Annotated in this window: 16 protein-coding genes; 7 read left to right on the top strand and 9 right to left on the bottom strand. The window is 62.9% G+C overall.

The genetic code is table 11. From position 1 onward, the window contains the following. Positions 1-48: 48 nt before the first annotated feature. Genes lpxD through lpxB form a run of 5 tightly spaced genes read left to right on the top strand, consistent with a single transcriptional unit; the run spans position 49 to position 4,474 of the window. Complete coding sequence (gene lpxD, locus NKI99_RS24000; RefSeq protein WP_128303621.1) at positions 49-1,107, top strand: UDP-3-O-(3-hydroxymyristoyl)glucosamine N-acyltransferase; 1,059 nt, start codon at positions 49-51, stop codon at positions 1,105-1,107. Next, positions 1,100-1,567 (top strand): 3-hydroxyacyl-ACP dehydratase FabZ, encoded by a 468-nt coding sequence (fabZ, locus tag NKI99_RS23995; RefSeq protein ID WP_352612284.1) that lies wholly within the window; start codon positions 1,100-1,102, stop codon positions 1,565-1,567. Before lpxD ends, fabZ begins: the two co-directional genes overlap by 8 nt. A gap of 13 nt (positions 1,568-1,580) precedes the next feature. Beyond that, complete coding sequence (lpxA, locus tag NKI99_RS23990) at positions 1,581-2,414, top strand: acyl-ACP--UDP-N-acetylglucosamine O-acyltransferase (protein WP_023812925.1); 834 nt, start codon at positions 1,581-1,583, stop codon at positions 2,412-2,414. Continuing rightward, positions 2,386-3,303, top strand: coding sequence for an LpxI family protein (locus NKI99_RS23985; RefSeq protein ID WP_023812924.1), 918 nt, complete (start codon positions 2,386-2,388; stop codon positions 3,301-3,303). Before lpxA ends, NKI99_RS23985 begins: the two co-directional genes overlap by 29 nt. After that, complete coding sequence (lpxB, locus tag NKI99_RS23980; protein WP_352612282.1) at positions 3,296-4,474, top strand: lipid-A-disaccharide synthase; 1,179 nt, start codon at positions 3,296-3,298, stop codon at positions 4,472-4,474. Before NKI99_RS23985 ends, lpxB begins: the two co-directional genes overlap by 8 nt. A gap of 54 nt (positions 4,475-4,528) precedes the next feature. Here the strand turns inward: lpxB and gltA are convergent, their stop codons facing one another. Together gltA and gltX are read right to left on the bottom strand one after the other, a co-directional pair. Then, positions 4,529-5,857 (bottom strand): citrate synthase, encoded by a 1,329-nt coding sequence (gene gltA, locus NKI99_RS23975; protein WP_027036654.1) that lies wholly within the window; start codon positions 5,855-5,857, stop codon positions 4,529-4,531. A 185-nt stretch (positions 5,858-6,042) separates the two neighbouring features. Next, positions 6,043-7,467, bottom strand: coding sequence for a glutamate--tRNA ligase (gltX, locus tag NKI99_RS23970; protein WP_352612281.1), 1,425 nt, complete (start codon positions 7,465-7,467; stop codon positions 6,043-6,045). Positions 7,468-7,568: 101 nt separating this feature from the next. Here gltX and NKI99_RS23965 point away from each other — a divergent pair, with 101 nt between their 5' ends. After that, the gene (locus NKI99_RS23965; protein WP_352612279.1) at positions 7,569-10,019 is read left to right on the top strand and encodes a ComEC/Rec2 family competence protein; all 2,451 of its coding nucleotides are present in this window, start codon (positions 7,569-7,571) and stop codon (positions 10,017-10,019) included. Here NKI99_RS23965 and lexA read toward each other — a convergent pair. The 4 genes from lexA to NKI99_RS23945 form a co-directional block, all read right to left on the bottom strand. After that, the gene (lexA, locus tag NKI99_RS23960) at positions 10,013-10,753 is read right to left on the bottom strand and encodes a transcriptional repressor LexA (RefSeq protein ID WP_128303628.1); all 741 of its coding nucleotides are present in this window, start codon (positions 10,751-10,753) and stop codon (positions 10,013-10,015) included. The genes NKI99_RS23965 and lexA overlap by 7 nt on opposite strands. A 411-nt stretch (positions 10,754-11,164) precedes the next feature. Beyond that, complete coding sequence (gene kynU, locus NKI99_RS23955) at positions 11,165-12,412, bottom strand: kynureninase (RefSeq protein WP_352612277.1); 1,248 nt, start codon at positions 12,410-12,412, stop codon at positions 11,165-11,167. 80 nt (positions 12,413-12,492) lie between these two features. Beyond that, entirely contained in the window at positions 12,493-13,329 is an 837-nt protein-coding gene (kynA, locus tag NKI99_RS23950; RefSeq protein WP_031213580.1) for a tryptophan 2,3-dioxygenase, read from the bottom strand. After that, positions 13,326-14,951 (bottom strand): AMP-binding protein, encoded by a 1,626-nt coding sequence (locus NKI99_RS23945; protein WP_352612276.1) that lies wholly within the window; start codon positions 14,949-14,951, stop codon positions 13,326-13,328. The genes kynA and NKI99_RS23945 overlap by 4 nt, the downstream gene beginning before the upstream one ends. A gap of 309 nt (positions 14,952-15,260) precedes the next feature. Here NKI99_RS23945 and NKI99_RS23940 point away from each other — a divergent pair, with 309 nt between their 5' ends. Beyond that, the gene (locus NKI99_RS23940; protein ID WP_023812915.1) at positions 15,261-16,091 is read left to right on the top strand and encodes a hormone-sensitive lipase; all 831 of its coding nucleotides are present in this window, start codon (positions 15,261-15,263) and stop codon (positions 16,089-16,091) included. 48 nt (positions 16,092-16,139) lie between these two features. Here the strand turns inward: NKI99_RS23940 and NKI99_RS23935 are convergent, their stop codons facing one another. From NKI99_RS23935 to trpC, 3 genes are read right to left on the bottom strand one after another with little or no spacing between them, the layout of a single operon-like run. Next, complete coding sequence (locus tag NKI99_RS23935) at positions 16,140-17,345, bottom strand: molybdopterin molybdotransferase MoeA (protein ID WP_023812914.1); 1,206 nt, start codon at positions 17,343-17,345, stop codon at positions 16,140-16,142. After that, positions 17,345-17,827 carry a cyclic pyranopterin monophosphate synthase MoaC gene (gene moaC, locus NKI99_RS23930; RefSeq protein WP_023812913.1) on the bottom strand — a complete coding sequence of 161 codons (483 nt, stop codon included), beginning with the start codon at positions 17,825-17,827 and terminating at the stop codon, positions 17,345-17,347. The genes NKI99_RS23935 and moaC overlap by 1 nt, the downstream gene beginning before the upstream one ends. Before the next feature lie 2 nt (positions 17,828-17,829). Continuing rightward, positions 17,830-18,642, bottom strand: coding sequence for an indole-3-glycerol phosphate synthase TrpC (gene trpC, locus NKI99_RS23925; protein WP_352612274.1), 813 nt, complete (start codon positions 18,640-18,642; stop codon positions 17,830-17,832). Between the last annotated feature and the right edge of the window lie 6 nt (positions 18,643-18,648).

Raw genomic sequence — 18,648 nt, 5'->3', positions numbered from 1 at the left:
TCAGGGTCCGGGAGAAATGTTCCGACCTAGCTGGATATAGCTTCTGGAATGACCGATCCGGTGTTCTTCGCGCCATCACGCCGGTATACGGCGGGCGAAGTCGCGAATCTGACCGGCTCGGTGCTCGTCGATTCCGGCCACTCAGATATTTCGATCGAAGCACTCGCGCCGGCCAGCGAGGGCGGCGAGAATGCGCTCGTCTTTGTCGACGGCAAGCGCAATTCCGCGCTGATGCCGTCGCTGCGGGCAGCCGCGGTCCTGTGCCCGGCGGAATTTGCCGGCAAGGCGCCGGCCGGCGTTGCCGTTCTGGTTCATCCGCGTCCGCAACAGGCCTTCGCGTTTGTCGGGCGTCTGCTGTTTCCGAGGGCGGCGACACCAGGGCCGATGACCAGTGAAACCGGCGTCTCGCCGCACGCTCATGTCGATGCGACCGCGCATGTCGAAGCCGGTGCCGTCATCGAGGCCGGCGCGGTCATCGGGCCAGGCGCTTCGATCGGCAGCGGTACCGTCATCGCCCCAAATGCGGTCATCGGACAATCCTGCCAGATCGGCCGCGACGGCTATGTCGGTCCAGGCGCGAGCGTCCAGTATGCCTTGATCGGCAATCGCGTCATCATTCATGGCGGTGCCAGGATAGGCCAAGATGGTTTTGGGTTCGTTGGAGGGGCCAAGGGTCCCGAACGCGTGCCGCAGATCGGCCGTGTCGTTATCCAGGACGACGTCGAGATCGGCTCCAACACCACCGTCGATCGCGGCGCCATGTCCGATACGGTCATCGGCCAGGGCACCAAGATCGACAATCTCGTGCAGATCGCCCATAACGTCCGCATCGGCCGCAATTGCATAATAGCCGGGCTTTCGGGTATTTCGGGTTCCGTGGTGGTGGGTGACAATGTCACCATGGGCGGCGGCGTCGGGCTTGCGGATCACCTGACCATAGGGACAGGGGCCAAGCTTGCCGCCAGAAGTGGATTTATGAGCAATGTCCCTGCAGGCGAGATCTGGGGCGGCTATCCGGCACAGCCGATGGCGGAAGCCATGCGGGAGATAGCCATGCTGCGCAAGCTCGCCAGGACCCGCAAACAGGGCGAGGGAGGCAATGGCTGACATGATCGCGTCGACGACGCTGGAAGCGGTCGACATCATGGGGCTGATGAAGCTCCTGCCGCACCGCTATCCGTTCCTGATGATCGATCGTATCGTCGACATCGATGGCGACGAATCCGGCATCGGCATCAAGAACGTGACCATAAACGAGCCGCATTTTCAGGGCCATTTCCCTGAGCAGCCGGTCATGCCGGGTGTGCTCATCGTCGAGGCGATGGCGCAGACGGCCGGCGCCATCTGTATCCGCAGCCTGGGCACCGAAAAGCCGTCGCTGGTCTATTTCCTGACCATCGACAACGCCAAATTCCGCAAACCGGTCGTTCCCGGCGACCAGTTGAAGATCTATGTCAAGAAAATCAAGAAACGCGGCAATCTGCTCAAATTCGCTTGTGAAGCCATGGTCGACGGCGCCAAGGCGGCCGAGGCCGAGATTTCAGCCATGATGGTCACCAGCGACTGACGATCGAGTGCTTATGAAAATCAAAACATCCATCCATGCTTCCTCCGTTGTGGAGGAAGGCGCTCAAATCGGCCAAGGTGTGCGCATCGGACCGTTCTGCCATGTCGGTGCCGATGTGGTGATCGGCGACGACGTCGAACTGGTCAGTCATGTCTCGGTGATGGGCGCGACGTCGATCGGCGCCTCGACCAAGGTCTATCCGATGGCGACATTGGGCGCACCGCCGCAAAACACCAAGCACAAGGGCGGCCGCACCACCCTGGTCATCGGCAAGAACTGCACGATCCGCGAAGGCGTGACCATGCATCTCGGCACCGATTCCAGCCGCGGCGAGACCACGGTCGGCGACAATGGCAATTTCCTTGCCTACGCACATATCGCCCATGATTGCGTCGTCGGCAACAATGCGACGTTCGCCAATGGCGCAACGCTGGGCGGCCACTGCGAGGTCGGCAACAATGTCTATATCGGCGGCCTGACCGCTGTGCATCAGTTTGTTCGCATCGGCGACAACGCCTTTCTGGGCGGCTGCTCGGCGATCGTCGGCGATGTCATTCCCTTTGCCATCGCGGTCGGCAACCGCGCCAGCCTGCGCGGTCTCAACATCATCGGCCTCAAGCGTTCCGGTCTGCCGAGGTCCGAAATCCTTGTGCTGCGCAAGGCTTACAGGATGATCTTCGATCGTTCCCGCACCGTTGGCGAGAACATCGAATTCGCCAAGGCGGAGTTCGCGTCGTCGCCGACCGCCATGAAGATCATCGATTTCATCACCAGTCGCGGCAAGCGGCACTATGCTGTGCCGTCGCTCAAGGGCGGCGATGGCGACGATGTCGATGACGAAGACTGAGACAGCGGCAGCGCGTCTTGATCTTCCGCCGGGCTCCAGGGTCGGCATCATTGCCGGCGGCGGCAGTCTGCCGGTCGAAGTCGCGGCCGGTTCGGCTGAACAAGGTTATCCGCCCTTCGTCATCCTGATGGAAGGCGAAGTCGACCGCATCGCGGAACTCTCCCGATACGATCACGAAAACCTCGCTCTGGAAGGTATAGGCTCGCTCGTCCCATTGCTGCGGCGGCACCGGATCACCCATCTGGTGCTTGCAGGCGAGATCAAGCGCCGGCCGCGATTGCTTGCGCTGCGCCCCAGTCTCAGCCTGCTCGCGGTGATTCCTTTGGTCGTCATGGCGCTCGCGCGTGGCGATGATGGTCTTCTAAAGATCTTGGCACGGGGCCTCGAAGCGCGTGGAATAAAGGTCGTTGGCGCCCACGAAGTAGTGCCGAATCTTGTCGCCGCCGAAGGCGTGCTGACCAAGACCGAACCGCGAAAATTGGACTGGCGCGATATTGAGGCGGGCCTTGCGGCAGCAAAGGCCATCGGGGCGCTGGATGTCGGCCAGGCGGCGATCGCCGTTGGCGGCCGGGCAATCGCGCTGGAAGGCATCGAAGGAACAGCCGGCCTGCTTGATCGTGCGAAGCTGCTGCGCGGCCACGGCCGTATTGCGGGCAAGACCCGCGGCGTCCTCGTCAAGTGCGCCAAGCCTGGTCAGGAACTGCGCGCCGATCTTCCATCCATCGGTCCGCAGACGGTCGAGGCAGCGCACGCGGCCGGGCTCGCCGGCATTGCCGTCGAGGCGGGACGCTCGCTGATCCTCGAAGGTCCTGAAACCATCGCACGCGCCAATGCACTCGGCCTGTTCGTCCTTGGCCTGCCTGTCGCCACGGAGCCGCGTAATGGCTGACAGGGTATTGAAGATCGCGATCGTTGCCGGAGAGGAGTCCGGCGACCTGCTCGGCGCCGACATAGTACGCTCGCTCAGGCAGGCGGCCGGGCGCGAGGTGCAACTCGTCGGCCTCGGCGGCCGTCATTTGCAGGCGCTGGGACTGGTCTCGCCATTCGATGCCGGTGAGATCGCCCTCATGGGGTTCAGTGCCGTCCTGCGCGACCTGCCGCGCCTGATACGGCGGATCAGCCAACTGGCCAAGACCGTTGCCGACGAAAAGCCGGACTGCCTTGTCACCATCGACAGTCCGGACTTTTCGTTGCGCGTCGCCAAAAAGGTGCGTGCGGCCAACCCGTCGATTCCGATCATCCACTATGTCTGCCCGAGCGTATGGGCGTGGCGGCCGGGCAGGGCGGTGGCGATGAAGCCCTATGTCGACCACATCCTCTGCATCCTGCCTTTCGAGGTCAAGGAGCTCGATCGGCTCGGCGGGCCACCGGGCACTTATGTCGGGCATCGCCTGACCCACGATGCGGGCTTGCTGGCCGCAGCCAAGGCGCAGGAGCTGCCGCGCGACCTTTCTCCTGATCGCGTCAAGACCCTGCTCGTCCTGCCCGGTTCGCGGCGTGGCGAGGTACGGCGGCTGCTCGACCCGTTCGGCGAGACGGTGTCGATTCTGCGTGCGCGTGGCCACCGCCTACGGCTGCTGCTGCCGACCGTTCCGCATGTCGCCGACCTCGTCAAATCCTTCGTCAACCGCTGGGATGAAAAGCCTGAGATCATCGTCGATCCCCAGCGCAAATGGCAGGCTTTCGGCAAAGCCGATGCGGCGCTGATAGCGTCCGGGACGGTATCGCTGGAACTGGCGCTGGCCGGCGTGCCGATGATTTCCTGCTACAGGCTCGACCCGGTCGCGCGCGTCTTGGCGCCGTACCTCGTTTCCGTCTGGTCGGCGCTGCTGCCCAATCTGATATCGGATCGAGCGCTTATTCCGGAATTCTACGACGGCTACATCAAGCCGAACAATCTGGCCCGGCAATTGGAAGCCCTGTTCGCCGACAGCGGCATGCGCGCCTGGCAGAAGAATGGATTTGCAGAGATCACGCGGCGTATGGCGACGGTTAGACCGTCCGGCGAGATCGCCGCGCAGGTGGTGATGCGGTATATCAAGAGAGGGAATAGTCAGTAGGGAGTAGGGAAGTTGACCGTGCCTACTGCCTAATGCCCAATCCCTACTCCCAATTCACCGCTTGGCGATCGGCACGTAGTCACGCTCGGGCGCACCGGTATAGAGCTGACGCGGGCGGCCGATCTTCTGGCGCGGATCCTCGATCATCTCTTTCCACTGGGCGATCCAGCCGACGGTGCGGGCGACCGCGAACAGCACGGTGAACATGGTGGTGGGGAAGCCCAGCGCCTTCAGCGTGATGCCGGAATAGAAGTCGACATTCGGGTAGAGCTTCTTCTCGATGAAATAGGAATCGGTCAGCGCGATCTTTTCCAGCTCCATGGCGATGTCGAGCAGCGGATCGTCCTTGATGCCGAGTTCGCCCAGAACCTCATGTGCCGTCTTCTGCATGATCTTGGCGCGCGGATCGTAGTTCTTGTAGACGCGGTGGCCAAAGCCCATCAAGCGGAACGGGTCGTCCTTGTCCTTGGCGCGGGCGATGAATTCGGGGATGTGATCGACATGGCCGATCTCGCCAAGCATGTTGAGCGCCGCTTCATTGGCGCCGCCATGCGCGGGGCCCCACAGGCAGGCTATGCCGGCTGCGATGCACGCAAACGGGTTGGCGCCCGACGAGCCGGCGAGACGAACGGTCGAGGTCGAGGCGTTCTGCTCGTGGTCGGCGTGCAGAATGAAGATGCGCTCCATGGCGCGCGCCAGCACCGGGTTGATCTTGTATTCCTCGCACGGCACGGCAAAGCACATGTGCAGGAAGTTGGCGGCAAAGTTCAGCTCGTTCTTCGGGTAAATGAAGGGCTGGCCGATGTGGTATTTGTAGGCCATCGCCGCGATTGTCGGCATCTTGGCGATCAGCCGCATGGAGGCAACCATGCGCTGGTAGGGGTCGGAGATGTCGGTGGAGTCGTGGTAGAAGGCCGACAGCGCGCCGACCACGCCGCACATCACCGCCATCGGATGCGCGTCGCGGCGGAAGCCGGTGAAAAAGCGCGACATCTGCTCATGCACCATGGTGTGGCGCGTCACGCGATAGTCGAAGTCGTCCTTCTGCGCCTTGGTCGGCAATTCACCGTAGAGCAGGAGATAGCAGACCTCGAGGAAATCGCCATGTTCGGCCAACTGGTCGATCGGATAGCCGCGGTGCAACAGGATGCCGGCGTCGCCGTCGATGAAGGTGATTTCGGACTCGCAGCTTGCCGTCGAGGTGAAGCCGGGATCGTAAGTGAAGGCGCCGGTGGTTGAGTAGAGCGAGGCGATATCGATGACATCAGGCCCGACCGAACCACTTCGCACCTTGAATTCATGGGTCTTGCCGGCGAATGCAAGCGTTGCCGTGGCCTCCTGGGTCTTGCCGCCCAAATCCATTTTTTTCGCAGCTTCGGTCATTGCAAACTCCTTCTTGTTTCCTCATGCCGGCAAAGGCAAAATTCTGCAGAGCGACACGTCGAAAATCACCGCAATGCGCGTATTCGCCACCGCATTTCAGGAGGTGCGTGCCAGATTGGGCCAAGGCCTAATGTTGCACTGCGAAACCCGCCTTTCAATGCCAATCTTCTTGGGCCAGTTTGCTCCTAATCGATTTGATCTGAGATGCGCGCCAGGCTTTCCTCGCGGCCGAGCACGGCGAGCACATCGAACACGCCCGGCGAGGTGCTTTTGCCGGTCAAAGCGGCGCGCAAAGGCTGGGCCACCGCGCCGAGTTTGTGACTGCCGGCCGCAGCCACCTCACGGATCGCCGCCTCCGCCGAGGCGGCTGTCCAGTCACTCGCAAGCCCGTTCAAAGCTTCGTGAGCACTGCGCAGGATCTTGCGGGCATCGTCGGTGAGCAGAAGGGCCGCCTTGTCGTCGATCGGCAGAGGTCGCGTGGCAAACAGGAAGGCCGCGCCGTCGACGAGCTCGACCAGCGTCTTGGCGCGCTCCTTCAGGCCCGGAAGCGCTGCCAGCAACTGCGCCTTGGTGCTGTCGTTCAGGCGTGCTGCGATCGCCGGGCCACCTTCGAGATAGGGCAGGGTGGCGATGAAGATGTCGAACAGCTCGGCATCGCTCATGCTGCGCATATGCGCGCCGTTGATCGCTTCCAGTTTGGCGAAGTCGAAGCGCGCCGCGCCCTTGTTGACATCGCCGATGTCGAACCACGAGATCATATCCTTGATCGACATGATCTCGTCGTCGCCATGGCTCCAGCCAAGGCGCGCCAGGTAGTTGAGCAGCGCCTCCGGCAGGTAGCCCATGGCGCGATAGGCCTCGACGCCAAGCGCGCCGTGCCGCTTCGACAGCTTGGCGCCATCGGCGCCGTGGATCAGGGGGATATGCGACATGGACGGCACGTCCCAGCCCATGGCGTTGTAGATCACGGTCTGGCGAGCGGCATTGGTCAGATGATCGTCGCCGCGAATGATATGGGTGACGCCCATATCATGATCATCGACGACGACGGCATGCATGTAAGTGGGATTGCCGTCAGAACGCAGGATGATGAAGTCATCGAGATCCTTGTTGGGAAAGCGCACCTCGCCCTGGACACGGTCATGGACGATGGTCTCGCCTTCGGTCGGCGCCTTGATGCGGATGGCGCCCTTGACGCCTGCGGGCGCCTCAGAGGGGTCGCGGTCGCGCCAGCGGCCGTCATAGCGGGGCGGCAGCCCCTTGGCTCTGGCAGCCTCGCGCATGGCCTCCAGTTCGGCTGGCGTGGCATAGCAATAATAGGCCATGCCCATGCGCACGAGCTCCTCGGCCACCTCGCGGTGGCGCGGCGCACGCTCGAACTGTGACACCGGCTCGCCGTCCCAGCTCAGGCCAAGCCAGGAAAGCCCGTCGAGGATGGCAGCCGTCGCGGCTTCATTGGAGCGTTCACGGTCGGTGTCTTCGATGCGCAGCAGCATCGTGCCGCCAGTGTGCTTTGCATACAGCCAGTTGAACAGCGCCGTGCGCGCGCCGCCTATGTGCAGATAGCCGGTGGGCGAGGGGGCAAAACGGGTGACGACCTTGTCGGACATGGAACTCTCGGAAACCATCTGAAGCGGGTGCGGTTGCGCGGACTTTCGCGCGCCCGGCGTTCATGTAGCATAGGGTGTCGAGGGCGCAAGGGGCAGACCCGATGGCTGGACGAGGCTGGGGCTCGGATCAGGGCGAGGACGCTGCCATCGGCGTCAGCGAACGGTCCCTCTTTGCGCCTCTGCCATTGCCGTCGCCCCTCCTGCCGGATCCCGGCCAAGCGCCGTTACAAGCGGATGTCGCCGCCTCTGTTCCTGTTGCCGAGACCGGCAGGATCGTTCGCGTGCGCCGGCAAATCAGCCTGACATCACTGCCTCGCCTGCACCACAGCGTGAACACGGCGGCGAGCCTGGAACTCGACCGGGGCGTGGCCTTCCTGCTGGTGCCGGTCTGCCTGGCGATCGGAGCGATCGGCTATTTTTCGCTGACGGCTGAACCCGACTTTGCGAGACCTGTCGCGGTTGTCATTCTGACGGGGATCTGTGCGCTGGTCTCGCGCTCATGGCCAAAGACCCATCTGTGTTTCATGGCGGCACTTTTGTGCGCCCTAGGACTGCTTGCTGCCAAGGTCGAGACGTGGCGTGCGGGCACACAAATGTTGGGCTCGGAAATTTCGACGCAAGTCACCGGCCGCGTCGTCTCGCTCGACCGGATGGAAACCGGCCGTATCCGGCTGACCATCGACGTGACATCGACCGCAAGACCGAAACTGCGCTATGCGCCGGAACGGGTGCGGCTTTCGGCACGCAAGATCCCGGCTGACGTGACCGCCGGCTCCCTCATCACCGGATATGCCAAGCTCTTGCCGCCGACCGGGCCGGTGCGGCCGGACAGCTATGACTTCTCCTTCGACAGCTACTTTGCCGGCATCGGCGGCAGCGGGTTCTTTCTCGGCAATCCAAAGCTTGTCGTCAACGATGACGGCGACATGCCGCTGCCGGCCCGAATTTCCTCTAGCGTGGAAAATGCCCGTGAAGGCATCGCCGACCATATCAGGGCGAGCGTCGGCGGCGCCGAAGGCGAGATCGCCGCGGCGCTGATCGTCGGCGTGCGCGCCGGCATTCCCGATGACATCAATGAGGCGATGCGACGTACCGGCATCTACCACATCATCTCCATTTCGGGACTGCACATGGCTCTGGTCGCAGGCACCATCATGGGTTTGCTGCGCGGCGCCTTCGCCTTGTTTCCCGACTTTTCCGCGCGTCGCCCGGTCAAGAAGTATGCCGCCGCCGCCGCACTGTTCTCGATCGCGGCCTATCTCATCATCTCGGGAGTCGTCGTTGCCGCCGAGCGCAGCTTCATCATGCTGGCGGTGATGCTGATTGCCGTGCTGTTCGATCGAGCAGCACTCACCATGCGCAATCTGGCGATCTCGGCGATCGCCGTCATCGTGGTGTCGCCGCATGAGGTGGTCGGCCCGAGTTTTCAGATGTCGTTCGCCGCGACCGCGGCTCTGGTCGGCGCCTATGCCGGCTGGGCCGATCACCGCGCGGGAAAAGCTAGACCGCCGCCGCCAAAGCGATCCATGCCAGGTTTCCTGACGCGAAAATTCCTGCTGGCGGCAACCGGCCTTGCCATGACCTCGATCATCGCCGGAAGCGCCACGACGCTGTTTGCCATCTGGCATTTTCAGCGTGTCTCGCCGCTTAGCCTGTTTGCCAACCTCGCGGTTATGCCGATCGTCACCGTCGTCATGTTCCTGGCCGTCGCCAGCGCGCTGCTGATGCCTTTCGGATTGGATTGGCCGGCTCTCTACCTGATGGGTAAGGGCCTGACGATGATGATCGCCATATCCGGCTGGATCTCCGAGCGTTCGCCTGTCGACGGGGTCGGGCTGATTTCGCAACAGTCGGTCCTGTTGGTGGCAATTGCTTTGGTCATCGCGACGATGGCGACAACTTGGCTGCGGCTCGCTGCCCTGCCATTCGCGCTGGCAGGCTTGCTGACCGTCTCGGATACGCGCACGCCGGATGTGCTGATCTCGGAAGACGCCCGGCTGGTGGCGTTGCCGATCGGTGGCGGCGAGCTTGCCGTCAGCCGGGAACGGCCGAACGAATTCACCGTCGACAACTGGAAACGCGCCCTGACATCAGAAACCATCGTCGTGCCAGAGGTGTTCGACAACAGCTATGGGCAATTCGATGTCGCGGATGCCGTTGATCTGCCGCTGGGATCGCCGTTCTATTGCTCCTCAGGCGTTTGCGTGGCCAGGCACATGTCCGGTGCGATCATTGCCTATGTCGAGGACCGCAAGGACACCTGGAAAGCCTGCGGCTTCGCCGAGCTGATCGTCATCAATGACGCCACCGCGTATGACGCCTGTCACAATCCGCTGGTTCTCGTCATCACCAAGCGGCAACTGGCTCGCAAAGGCAGTGCCGCGGTCTTCTTCGATCGCCAATCGGCGACCACGCCGGCGACGATCAGCTTCGCGGTGGACAGCCCATATCGGCCCTGGCACACGCAACGCAAATACTCTCGTGAGGCAAGGGGGCTGGCACCCTTCAAGAAACCGGAGAAGCCAGCGGCCAACCCGCAGCCGGCTCAGTAGCGGCGGATCAGGCCGACGAGCTTGCCTTGCACCTTGACCCTGTCCGGGCCGAAAATCCGTGTCTCGTAGGCTGGATTGGCGGCTTCGAGGGCAATCGAGGCGCCCTTGCGGCGGAACCGCTTCAGCGTCGCTTCCTCTTCGTCGACCAGCGCCACGATGATCTCGCCTGGCTGGGCGGTGTCGGCGTTGCGGATTATGACGGTGTCGCCATCGAAGATGCCGGCCTCGATCATCGAGTCACCCTTGACCTCCAGCGCATAGTGGGCGCCGCCCATGATCATATCCGGCGGCACCGAGATCGAATGCGTCTGATGCTGGATGGCATCGATCGGCACACCGGCGGCGATACGGCCCATGACCGGGATCGACACGGCGGAGACCGCATCGTCATCATTGCCGGGCGAGGGCATCCGCGAAGGCGCCGGCTTGATCTGCCGGCCAAGGGCGCCACCCTGACCGAGACTGCCCTGGATGACGCTTGGCGAAAACTTCTTTGCCGCGTTGAGACCGGGCGCGATCGAGTCCGGCAATCGCAGCACTTCCAGCGCGCGTGCCCGGTTGGGCAACCGGCGAATAAAGCCGCGCTCCTCAAGTGCGGTGATCAGCCGATGAATCCCGGATTTGGAGGCAAGGTCAAGCGCCTCCTTCATCTCGTCGAAGGATGGCGGAATGCCGCTCTCCTTCAGGCGTTCATGGATGAACATCAGCAGTTCATGTTGCTTGCGCGTCAGCATGGCGGCCCCCAGGTTACCTGAAACCAGAATCGAAAAACAAACCCAGAACAAACCCTATCTGTTCCAGTTGTGTTCTGCAACCGTTTAAAGTTTAATGAATTTGTTAAGGCTGCTGAAATTATTTGGCGCTTGCCAGCGGGTCGCGATCAACAGGCGCTAGGCACGGCGATGCGCCTGCTCACATTGAAATTATTATGGTTAATGACCTGTGGCTCATCCTCGACCCAAGGCTTGGCATTATCAGTCTATCGACCTCCACAAAGGACGATATCAATCTTCGGGACGTTCGTTTGCCGTGAACGAAACGGAGCCAAAACGCCAACGTCTGTTGGCATTTGTGGCTGGAAATTCAGCCCTCCGTCATCTGCCAGGCAGTGAGGGCGGCGGCGGTGGATCGCGGGGATCGTTGCGTCAGGTAACGGCTTCCTTGACCGCGAAACGGCGGTCCTTCCATGCGCCCGTGCGCAGAATATCCTCCAGCACCTCAACCGCCAGCCACACATCCTTGTAGCCGACATAGAGCGGCGTGAAGCCGAAACGGATGGTCGATGGCGCACGAAAATCACCGATGACGCCGCGCTCGATCAGCGCCCGCATGATTTGATAGCCGTGATCGTGAAGGAACGACACCTGGCTGCCGCGCCTGGTCGCGTCGCGGGTGGTCTCCAGCGTGAGACCGTAGGCGCCGCACCTGGCTTCGACGAGCTGGATGAACAGTTCTGTCAACGCGACACTCTTCTTTCGCAATGCCGCCATGTCGACGTCATTCCAGATGGCAAGCGCGCCTTTGAGCGCCCGCATCGACAGGATCGGCTGAGTGCCGCACAAAAAGCGGCGGATGCCGGTGCCGGCAACATAACCCCGTTCGAAGGCAAAGGGCCGCGCATGGCCCCACCAGCCGCTGAGCGGCTGGCTGATATCGCCGTGGTGGCGCTGCGCGGCATAGATGAAGGCCGGTGCGCCCGGACCGCCGTTGAGGTACTTGTAGGTGCAGCCGATGGCGAAATCGGCATTTGCGTGATCGAGCTCGACGGGCAGGGCGCCGGCGGTGTGGCAAAGATCCCAGACGATCAGCGCTCCGGCCGCATGAGCTTTGCGCGTCAGCGCCGCCATGTCGCGCAGTTCACCCGATTTGTAATTGACGTGATTGACCAGCACCACCGCGACGTTTTCGTCGATCAGCTCTTCGATGGTCGGCGCGTCGACACCCGCGAGGCGCAGCAGGACGCCATCCCGGGTCGAGGCCACGCCTTCGGCGATGTACAGGTCGGTGGGAAAACTGTCACCTTCGGCGACGATGGCCGACCGGCCGGGCCGCATCTCCATCGCCGCGTGCAGCACCTTGTAGATGTTGGTCGATGTCGTGTCGCAGACAACGGTCTGGCCGGCCGCGGCTCCTATCAGGCGTCCGAGCTGGTCGCCGAGTTCGATTGGCATCTCGAACCATCCGGCCGTGTTCCAAGCTCGGATGAGATCCTGGGCCCATTCTTGGGTCGCCGCCTGCTGCAGCTCGCTGAAAACGGCATGATACGCTGCCCCCAGTGAATTGCCGTCGAGATAGATCATCCCCTCCGGCAGAATGAAACGGTCGCGCATGGCCCGCAGCGGATCCGTGGCATCCATCGCTTCGACTGCGGCGAGATCAGGAATTCCACTCATGGTCGGTCAGTCCCCGGTTGTTCGCGAAGGGTTTTCCGCCACAGCGCGTCCCCTCGGTTGTGCCTGTTTTCATTTCGACGTCAGAGCCGGGTGCGGACCGTCCACAGCTCCGGGAACAGCACGACCTCGAGCATTTTCTTCAGATACGAAGCACCCGACGTGCCGCCGGTGCCGCGTTTCAGGCCGATGATGCGCTCCACCGTGGTGACGTGGTTGAAGCGCCAGCGGCGGAAGTAGTCCTCGAAGTCGACCAGCTTCTCGGCCAGTTCGTAGAACATCCAGTAGCGCTGCGGATCGCGGTAGATGGTCTGCCAGGCGACCAGCACCTCTTCATTCTCGGTTCGCGTCTCACGCCAGTCCGTGCGCCTGGCATCGGCACCGATGTCGAATCCGTTGCGCGCCAAAAGCAGCAGTGCCTCGTCATAGAGCGACGGCTCGGCCAGGATCGCTTCCAGCTTCCCGCTCAGGTCGGGCCGATGCTTGTGCGGCCCGAGCATTGCCAGGTTTCGGTTGCCGGCCATGAACTCGATGGCGCGATACTGCCAGGACTGGAAACCCGAGGACTGGCCGAGCGCGTCGCGGAACTCGGTGTATTCGCTGGGCGTCATCGTCCGCAGCACGTCCCAGGCATTGTTCAGCTGCTCGAAGATGCGCGCAACGCGCGACAGCATCTTGAAGCTCGGCTCGAGCCGGTCGGCGCGGATGGAACGGATCGCGGCGCCAATCTCGTGCAGAGCAAGCTTCATCCAGAGCTCGGAGGTCTGATGCTGGATGATGAACAGCATCTCGTCATGCGCCGATGACAGCGGCGTCTGGGCCTCCAGCACTTTCTCCAGGTGCAGGTAGTCGCTGTAGGACATGCGCTCCTTGAACGACATCTGGGCGCCTTCGGACGCCGGATCGTACGGTTGGCTCAATTGATTTTCTCCGTGCGCAGCCGGAAGCGCTGGATCTTTCCGGTCTGGGTCTTGGGCAGAGCGGCGATGAATTTTACCGATCGCGGATATTTATAGGGCGCGATCGTTGCCTTGACATGGTCCTGCAGGCGCTTGGTGGTGAGGGCGTCGGGCGCGACGCCCTGCACCAGCACGACATGCGCCTCGACGATCTGGCCGCGTTCGGCGTCCTCTGCACCGATCACCGCGCATTCGGCGACGTCCGGATGCGCCAGCAGCGCCGCCTCGACCTCGGGACCGGCGATGTTGTAGCCGGCGCTGACGATCATGTCGTCGGAGCGTGCGGCGAAATGGAAGAAGCCGTCCTCGTCCTGCGTGAAGGTGTCGCCGGTGAGGTTCCAGCCGTCGCGCACATATTCCTTCTGCCTGTCATCGGCCATGTAGCGGCAGCCGGTCGGGCCGCGCACCGCCAGCCTGCCGGTCGTGCCGCGCGGCACCTCGCGCATCTCGTCATCGACGATGCGCGCCTCATAGCCGCCCACCGGCTTTCCGGTCGACGCAGGCCTCATGTCATCGAAGCGGTTGGAGATGAAGATGTGCAGCATTTCGGTGGCGCCGATGCCGTCGAGGATCGGCTTGCCGGTCTTTTGCGTCCACTCTTCGAAAACCGGGGCGGGCAAGGTTTCGCCGGCCGAAACGGCGACGCGCAGCGACGACAGGTCGGCACCTTCATCCATGGCCTTCAGCATGGCGCGGTAGGCAGTCGGCGCGGTGAAGGAGATCGTCGCTTTGTAGGTCTCGATGATGTGGATCATGTTGGGTGGCGTCGCCTGCTCCAGAAGCGTCGCCGCCGCACCGAAGCGCAGCGGAAAGATAGCGAGCCCGCCAAGGCCGAAGGTGAAGGCCAGCGGCGGCGAGCCGACGAAGATGTCGTCCGGCGTCACCTCCAGGATTTCGCGAGCATAGGCGTCGGCGATGATCAGCAGGTCGCGGTGGAAATGCATCGTCGCCTTCGGAACGCCTGTCGTGCCCGAGGTGAAGCCGAGCAGCGCGACATCGTCGCGGCCGGTGTCAACTGCGGTGAACGTTACCGGCTTGTCGAGAGCGGCACGATCGAGTTCAGCATCATGGTTGGCGGTGCCGTCGAAACCGATGACCTGCCTGAGGAATGCGCTGTCCTTGGCGCACACGGTCATCTCGTCCATCAGCCTGGTGTCGCAGAGCGCAACGGTGATCTCGGCCTTGTCGACGATCTTGGCGAGTTCGCCGGCGCGCAGCATCGGCATGGTGTTGACGACCACGGCACCGACCTTGGTGGCGGCCAGCCAGCAGGCGACCATGGCGGGGTTGTTGGCCGAGCGGATCAGCACCCGGTTGCCCGGCTTGACTCCATAATTCTCGACCAGCGCGTGGGCCAGCCTGTTCGTCCAGTCGGACAGTTCCTTGTAGGTGCGGCGGCGGCCATTGCCGATCAGGGCGGTGTGGTCGCCGAGACCTTTTTCGACCAGCCTGTCGGTCAGTTCGACACCGGCGTTGAGGCGTTCGGGATAGTCGAAGCCGTCGAGCAGGATTTCAGGCCATTGCTCCGGCGGCGGCAGGTGATCGCGCGTGAACGTGTCGATATGCGCTGAAGGCCCAAGCATGTCGCCGCTCTCCCGTCTGCTGCCTGACCAGTGCGCGATGCGCCTTGGCCGGATGTAGTGGATCCTAAGGTCCTGCTCTGAGGAAGCTTCGTACTACCCATCGCACCTGCTGAGATGCGCCCAGAAAGGGTGAACATCTGCAGGTTCGGGCAGCACAGCAGACCTCCCATTGTCGGCTGTTCGTTGGGGCAGGATCGCACCAGTCGAAATTTGTTTCAAGCCTAAAATGTTTTTGCTCAGGGCATTGACGCATGGCATGGCGGTGGCCATTGCTAGCAAGTAGCGATGCCGTCTTGGGGAAGGGCGCAGATGTTCGAACGTCACATCGTCGATTGGGATGATGCCTATGCCAACGGTGCGAATATCGCCGGCAGTGATCGCTGGCCGGCCGCATGGGCGAAGCCGGCGCAAGCATTCCGTGATGCGCTGTCGGCGCAGGGCCGGGCACGGCTCGACATCGCCTATGGCGAAGGGCCGCGCAATCGGCTCGATCTTTTCATTCCTAGTGCCGCGCCCAAAGGGCTGGTGGCGATTATCCATGGCGGTTACTGGCTGGAGACCGACAAGAGTTTGTGGTCTCACCTTGCCAATGGCGCGGTCAGCAACGGTTTTGCCGTTGCGATGCCGTCCTACACGCTGTGCCCGGACATACGCATCGCCGGCATCGTCAGGGAGATTGGGGCGGCAATCGGCGAGGCAGCGGCAATGGTCGACGGACCGCTGATGCTGACCGGACATTCGGCCGGCGGCCATCTCGCCACCCGGATGGTGACGACAACCACGCCGTTGGCTGCCGATGTGGCGCGGCGCATACGCCACGTCGTTTCGATTTCAGGCTTGCATGACCTGCGTCCGATCATGCGCACCGGCATGAACAAGGAACTGGCAATCGACGAAGAGGAGGCGCTGGCTGAAAGCCCGGCGCTGCTGCGCCCGATAAATGGCGCCCGCATCACCTGTTGGGCCGGTGGCGGCGAGCGCGCCGAATTCCTGCGCCAGAATGCGCTGCTTGCCAACATCTGGACCGGCCTCGGCGCCACCACCAGCGTCGTGGTCGAGCCCGACCGGCATCATTACAGCATTGTCGACGGCCTTGCCGACCCGGCGCATCCGCTGACGCAGAGCTTGATCTCGAACTAGAGCCGGGATCACTTTCTCGTCTGTTATGAGTGGCTTGTCTGGGATTCCTCAGCGCAGCATCAAAACGCTGCAAGCCTCGCCAGCAGCTGCTGCAGGGGCAAACGGCGCCCGCACGATCAGCCCGTTGGCGTCGGCCAGCATTCTCAGCATCGAGGAATCCTGGATACCGAACGGCGTCGCCACCGGTACGCCGTCATCTTCCCTGACCACGGCTCGGACATAGTCCTGGCGCAAATCATTGGCCGGCATTGCGGCGCCCAATCGCGCTTGGCGAACGTCCTGGCGATGATTGCGGCCGCCGAGCCGCGCCAGCAGCGGCTTCAGGAACAACTGCGAGCAGACCAGGCTTGCCACCGGATTGCCGGGCAGGCCGATGCACCTGATGTCGCCGAGGCGGCCGAACATCAGGGGCTTGCCGGGGCGCATGGCGATCTTCCAGAAGCCGAGCGTCATGCCTTCGCCGGTCAGCACGTCGTGGATCAGGTCGTGATCGCCGACCGAGGCGCCACCAAGCGTCACGATGACATCCGCACCGGCCGCGACCGCTTGTCTGATCAGGGCAGCGATAGCCTCCTTGCGATCGGCGGCAATGCCGAGATCGAGCGCGCGGGCGCCGACCGAGTGTGCGGTGGCAGCGACGCCATAGGCATTCGATGAGATGATCTGATCCGGGCCGAGATCACTGCCCGGCGGCAGCAATTCGTCGCCGGTGGCGACGATGGCGACCAGCGGCCGTTTCACCACGCTGACCCGAGGATGGTTGGCCGATGCTGCCAGCGACAGTGCCGCCGGGTCGAGTAAGCGGCCTTTTTCCAGCAGCATGTCGCCTGTTGAAAAATCGAGCCCGATGCGGCGGATATTGCGCCATTGCGCCGTCGGCTCGGTCACTTCGATTTCGCCGCCGCCGAGGTCGCGGACATTCTCCTGGATGACGATGGTGTCGGCGCCTTCGGGCAGCGGCGCGCCGGTGAAGATGCGCACGGCCTGCGTCTGGCCGACCGTGCCGTCGAAGCCACGTCCAGCCGGCGCCATGCCGATCACCGACAGCCTGGATGGGACCGACGTGACGTCGGCGGCGCGCGCCGCATAGCCGTCCATGGCGGAAGCATTGAAAGGCGGCTGGGTGCGAAGAGCAACGACCGGTTCCGCCAGAACACGATCTACCGCCTCGAACAGAGGAACGCTTTCGCCGGCTAGAGGTGCCGCACCATCGAGCAGGCGTTCAAGCGCCTCCGCGATAGGAACCAGCGCCATCAGGCGCTCGCCTTGTAGTCACCCGACTTGCCACCCGTCTTTTCGACCAGGCGGATGCCGGTGATGACCATAGCGCGGTCGACTGCTTTCGCCATGTCGTAGATGGTCAGGCAGGCCACCGAAGCGGCGGTCAGCGCTTCCATCTCGACACCCGTCTTGCCGGTGACGCGCGCCAGCGCGGTGACCTTCAGGCCCGGCAAAGCATGGTCGGGCTCGATGTCGACGGAAACCTTGGTCAAAAGCAGCGGGTGGCAGAGCGGGATCAGTTCATGCGTCTTCTTCGCCGCCATGATACCGGCGATGCGCGCTGTGCCGAGCACATCGCCCTTCTTGGCGTTGCCGGCGAGGATCATCTTCAGCGTCTCGGGCTGCATCGCGACAAAGCCTTCGGCAATCGCCGTGCGCGTTGTTTCTTCCTTGTCGCCGACATCGACCATGTTGGCCTCGCCCTGCGCGCCGAGATGGGTAAGACCTGATACCATCGTCAGATAGCCCCGGCCAAAGCCTTGCCTGTCAGCAGCAGGCGCGTCGCCGCGGTGACGTCCTGTTGCCGCATCAGGCTCTCGCCGACAAGAAAAGTGCCGATGTCGCTCTTTTGCAGCCTGAGGCAGTCGTCATGCGAGAAAATACCGCTCTCGCTGACCAGCAAGCGGTCGGCCGGAACCATCGTCGCCAGCCGCATGGAAGTGTCGAGGCTGGTCTCGAATGTGCGCAGATTGCGGTTGTTGATGCCGATCAGCCGCGACGACAATTTTAGCGCGCGTTGCGTCTCGGCCTCGTCATGCACTTCGACCAGTGCATCCATGCCGAGTTCGAACGCCGTCGCCTCGAGCTCGCTCGCCAGGGCGTCGTCGACGCTGGCCATGATGATCAGGATGGCATCCGCGCCCCAGGCGCGGGCTTCGTAGACCTGATACGGATCGAACAGGAAATCCTTGCGCAGCGCCGGCAGCGCGACGGCGGCTCGCGCCCGGGTGAGAAATTCAGGCGCACCCTGGAAGGACGGTGCATCGGTCAGCACCGAAAGACAGGCAGCACCACCCTTGGCATAGGCCTGCGCCAGAGCCGGTGGATCGAAATCGGCACGGATCAGACCCTTGGAGGGGCTCGCTTTCTTGATCTCGGCGATCAGCGCGAAGGCGCCGGATTTGCGCTTCGCTTCCAGTGCGGCAAGAAAACCGCGCGGTGCGTCGGCATCTTTTGCCCGGACCTTGATTTCGGCCAACGGCACGCGTGCCTTTGCCGCCGCGATCTCGTCGCGCTTGTAGGCCTCGATCTTGCGAAGAATGTCAGACACGCTCTA

Origin of the sequence: Mesorhizobium sp. M0239 (assembly GCF_040321815.1) — a bacterium.
In the GTDB taxonomy this organism is placed as follows: Bacteria; Pseudomonadota; Alphaproteobacteria; order Rhizobiales; family Rhizobiaceae; genus Mesorhizobium.
This window is presented reverse-complemented; position numbering and strand designations above follow the sequence as displayed.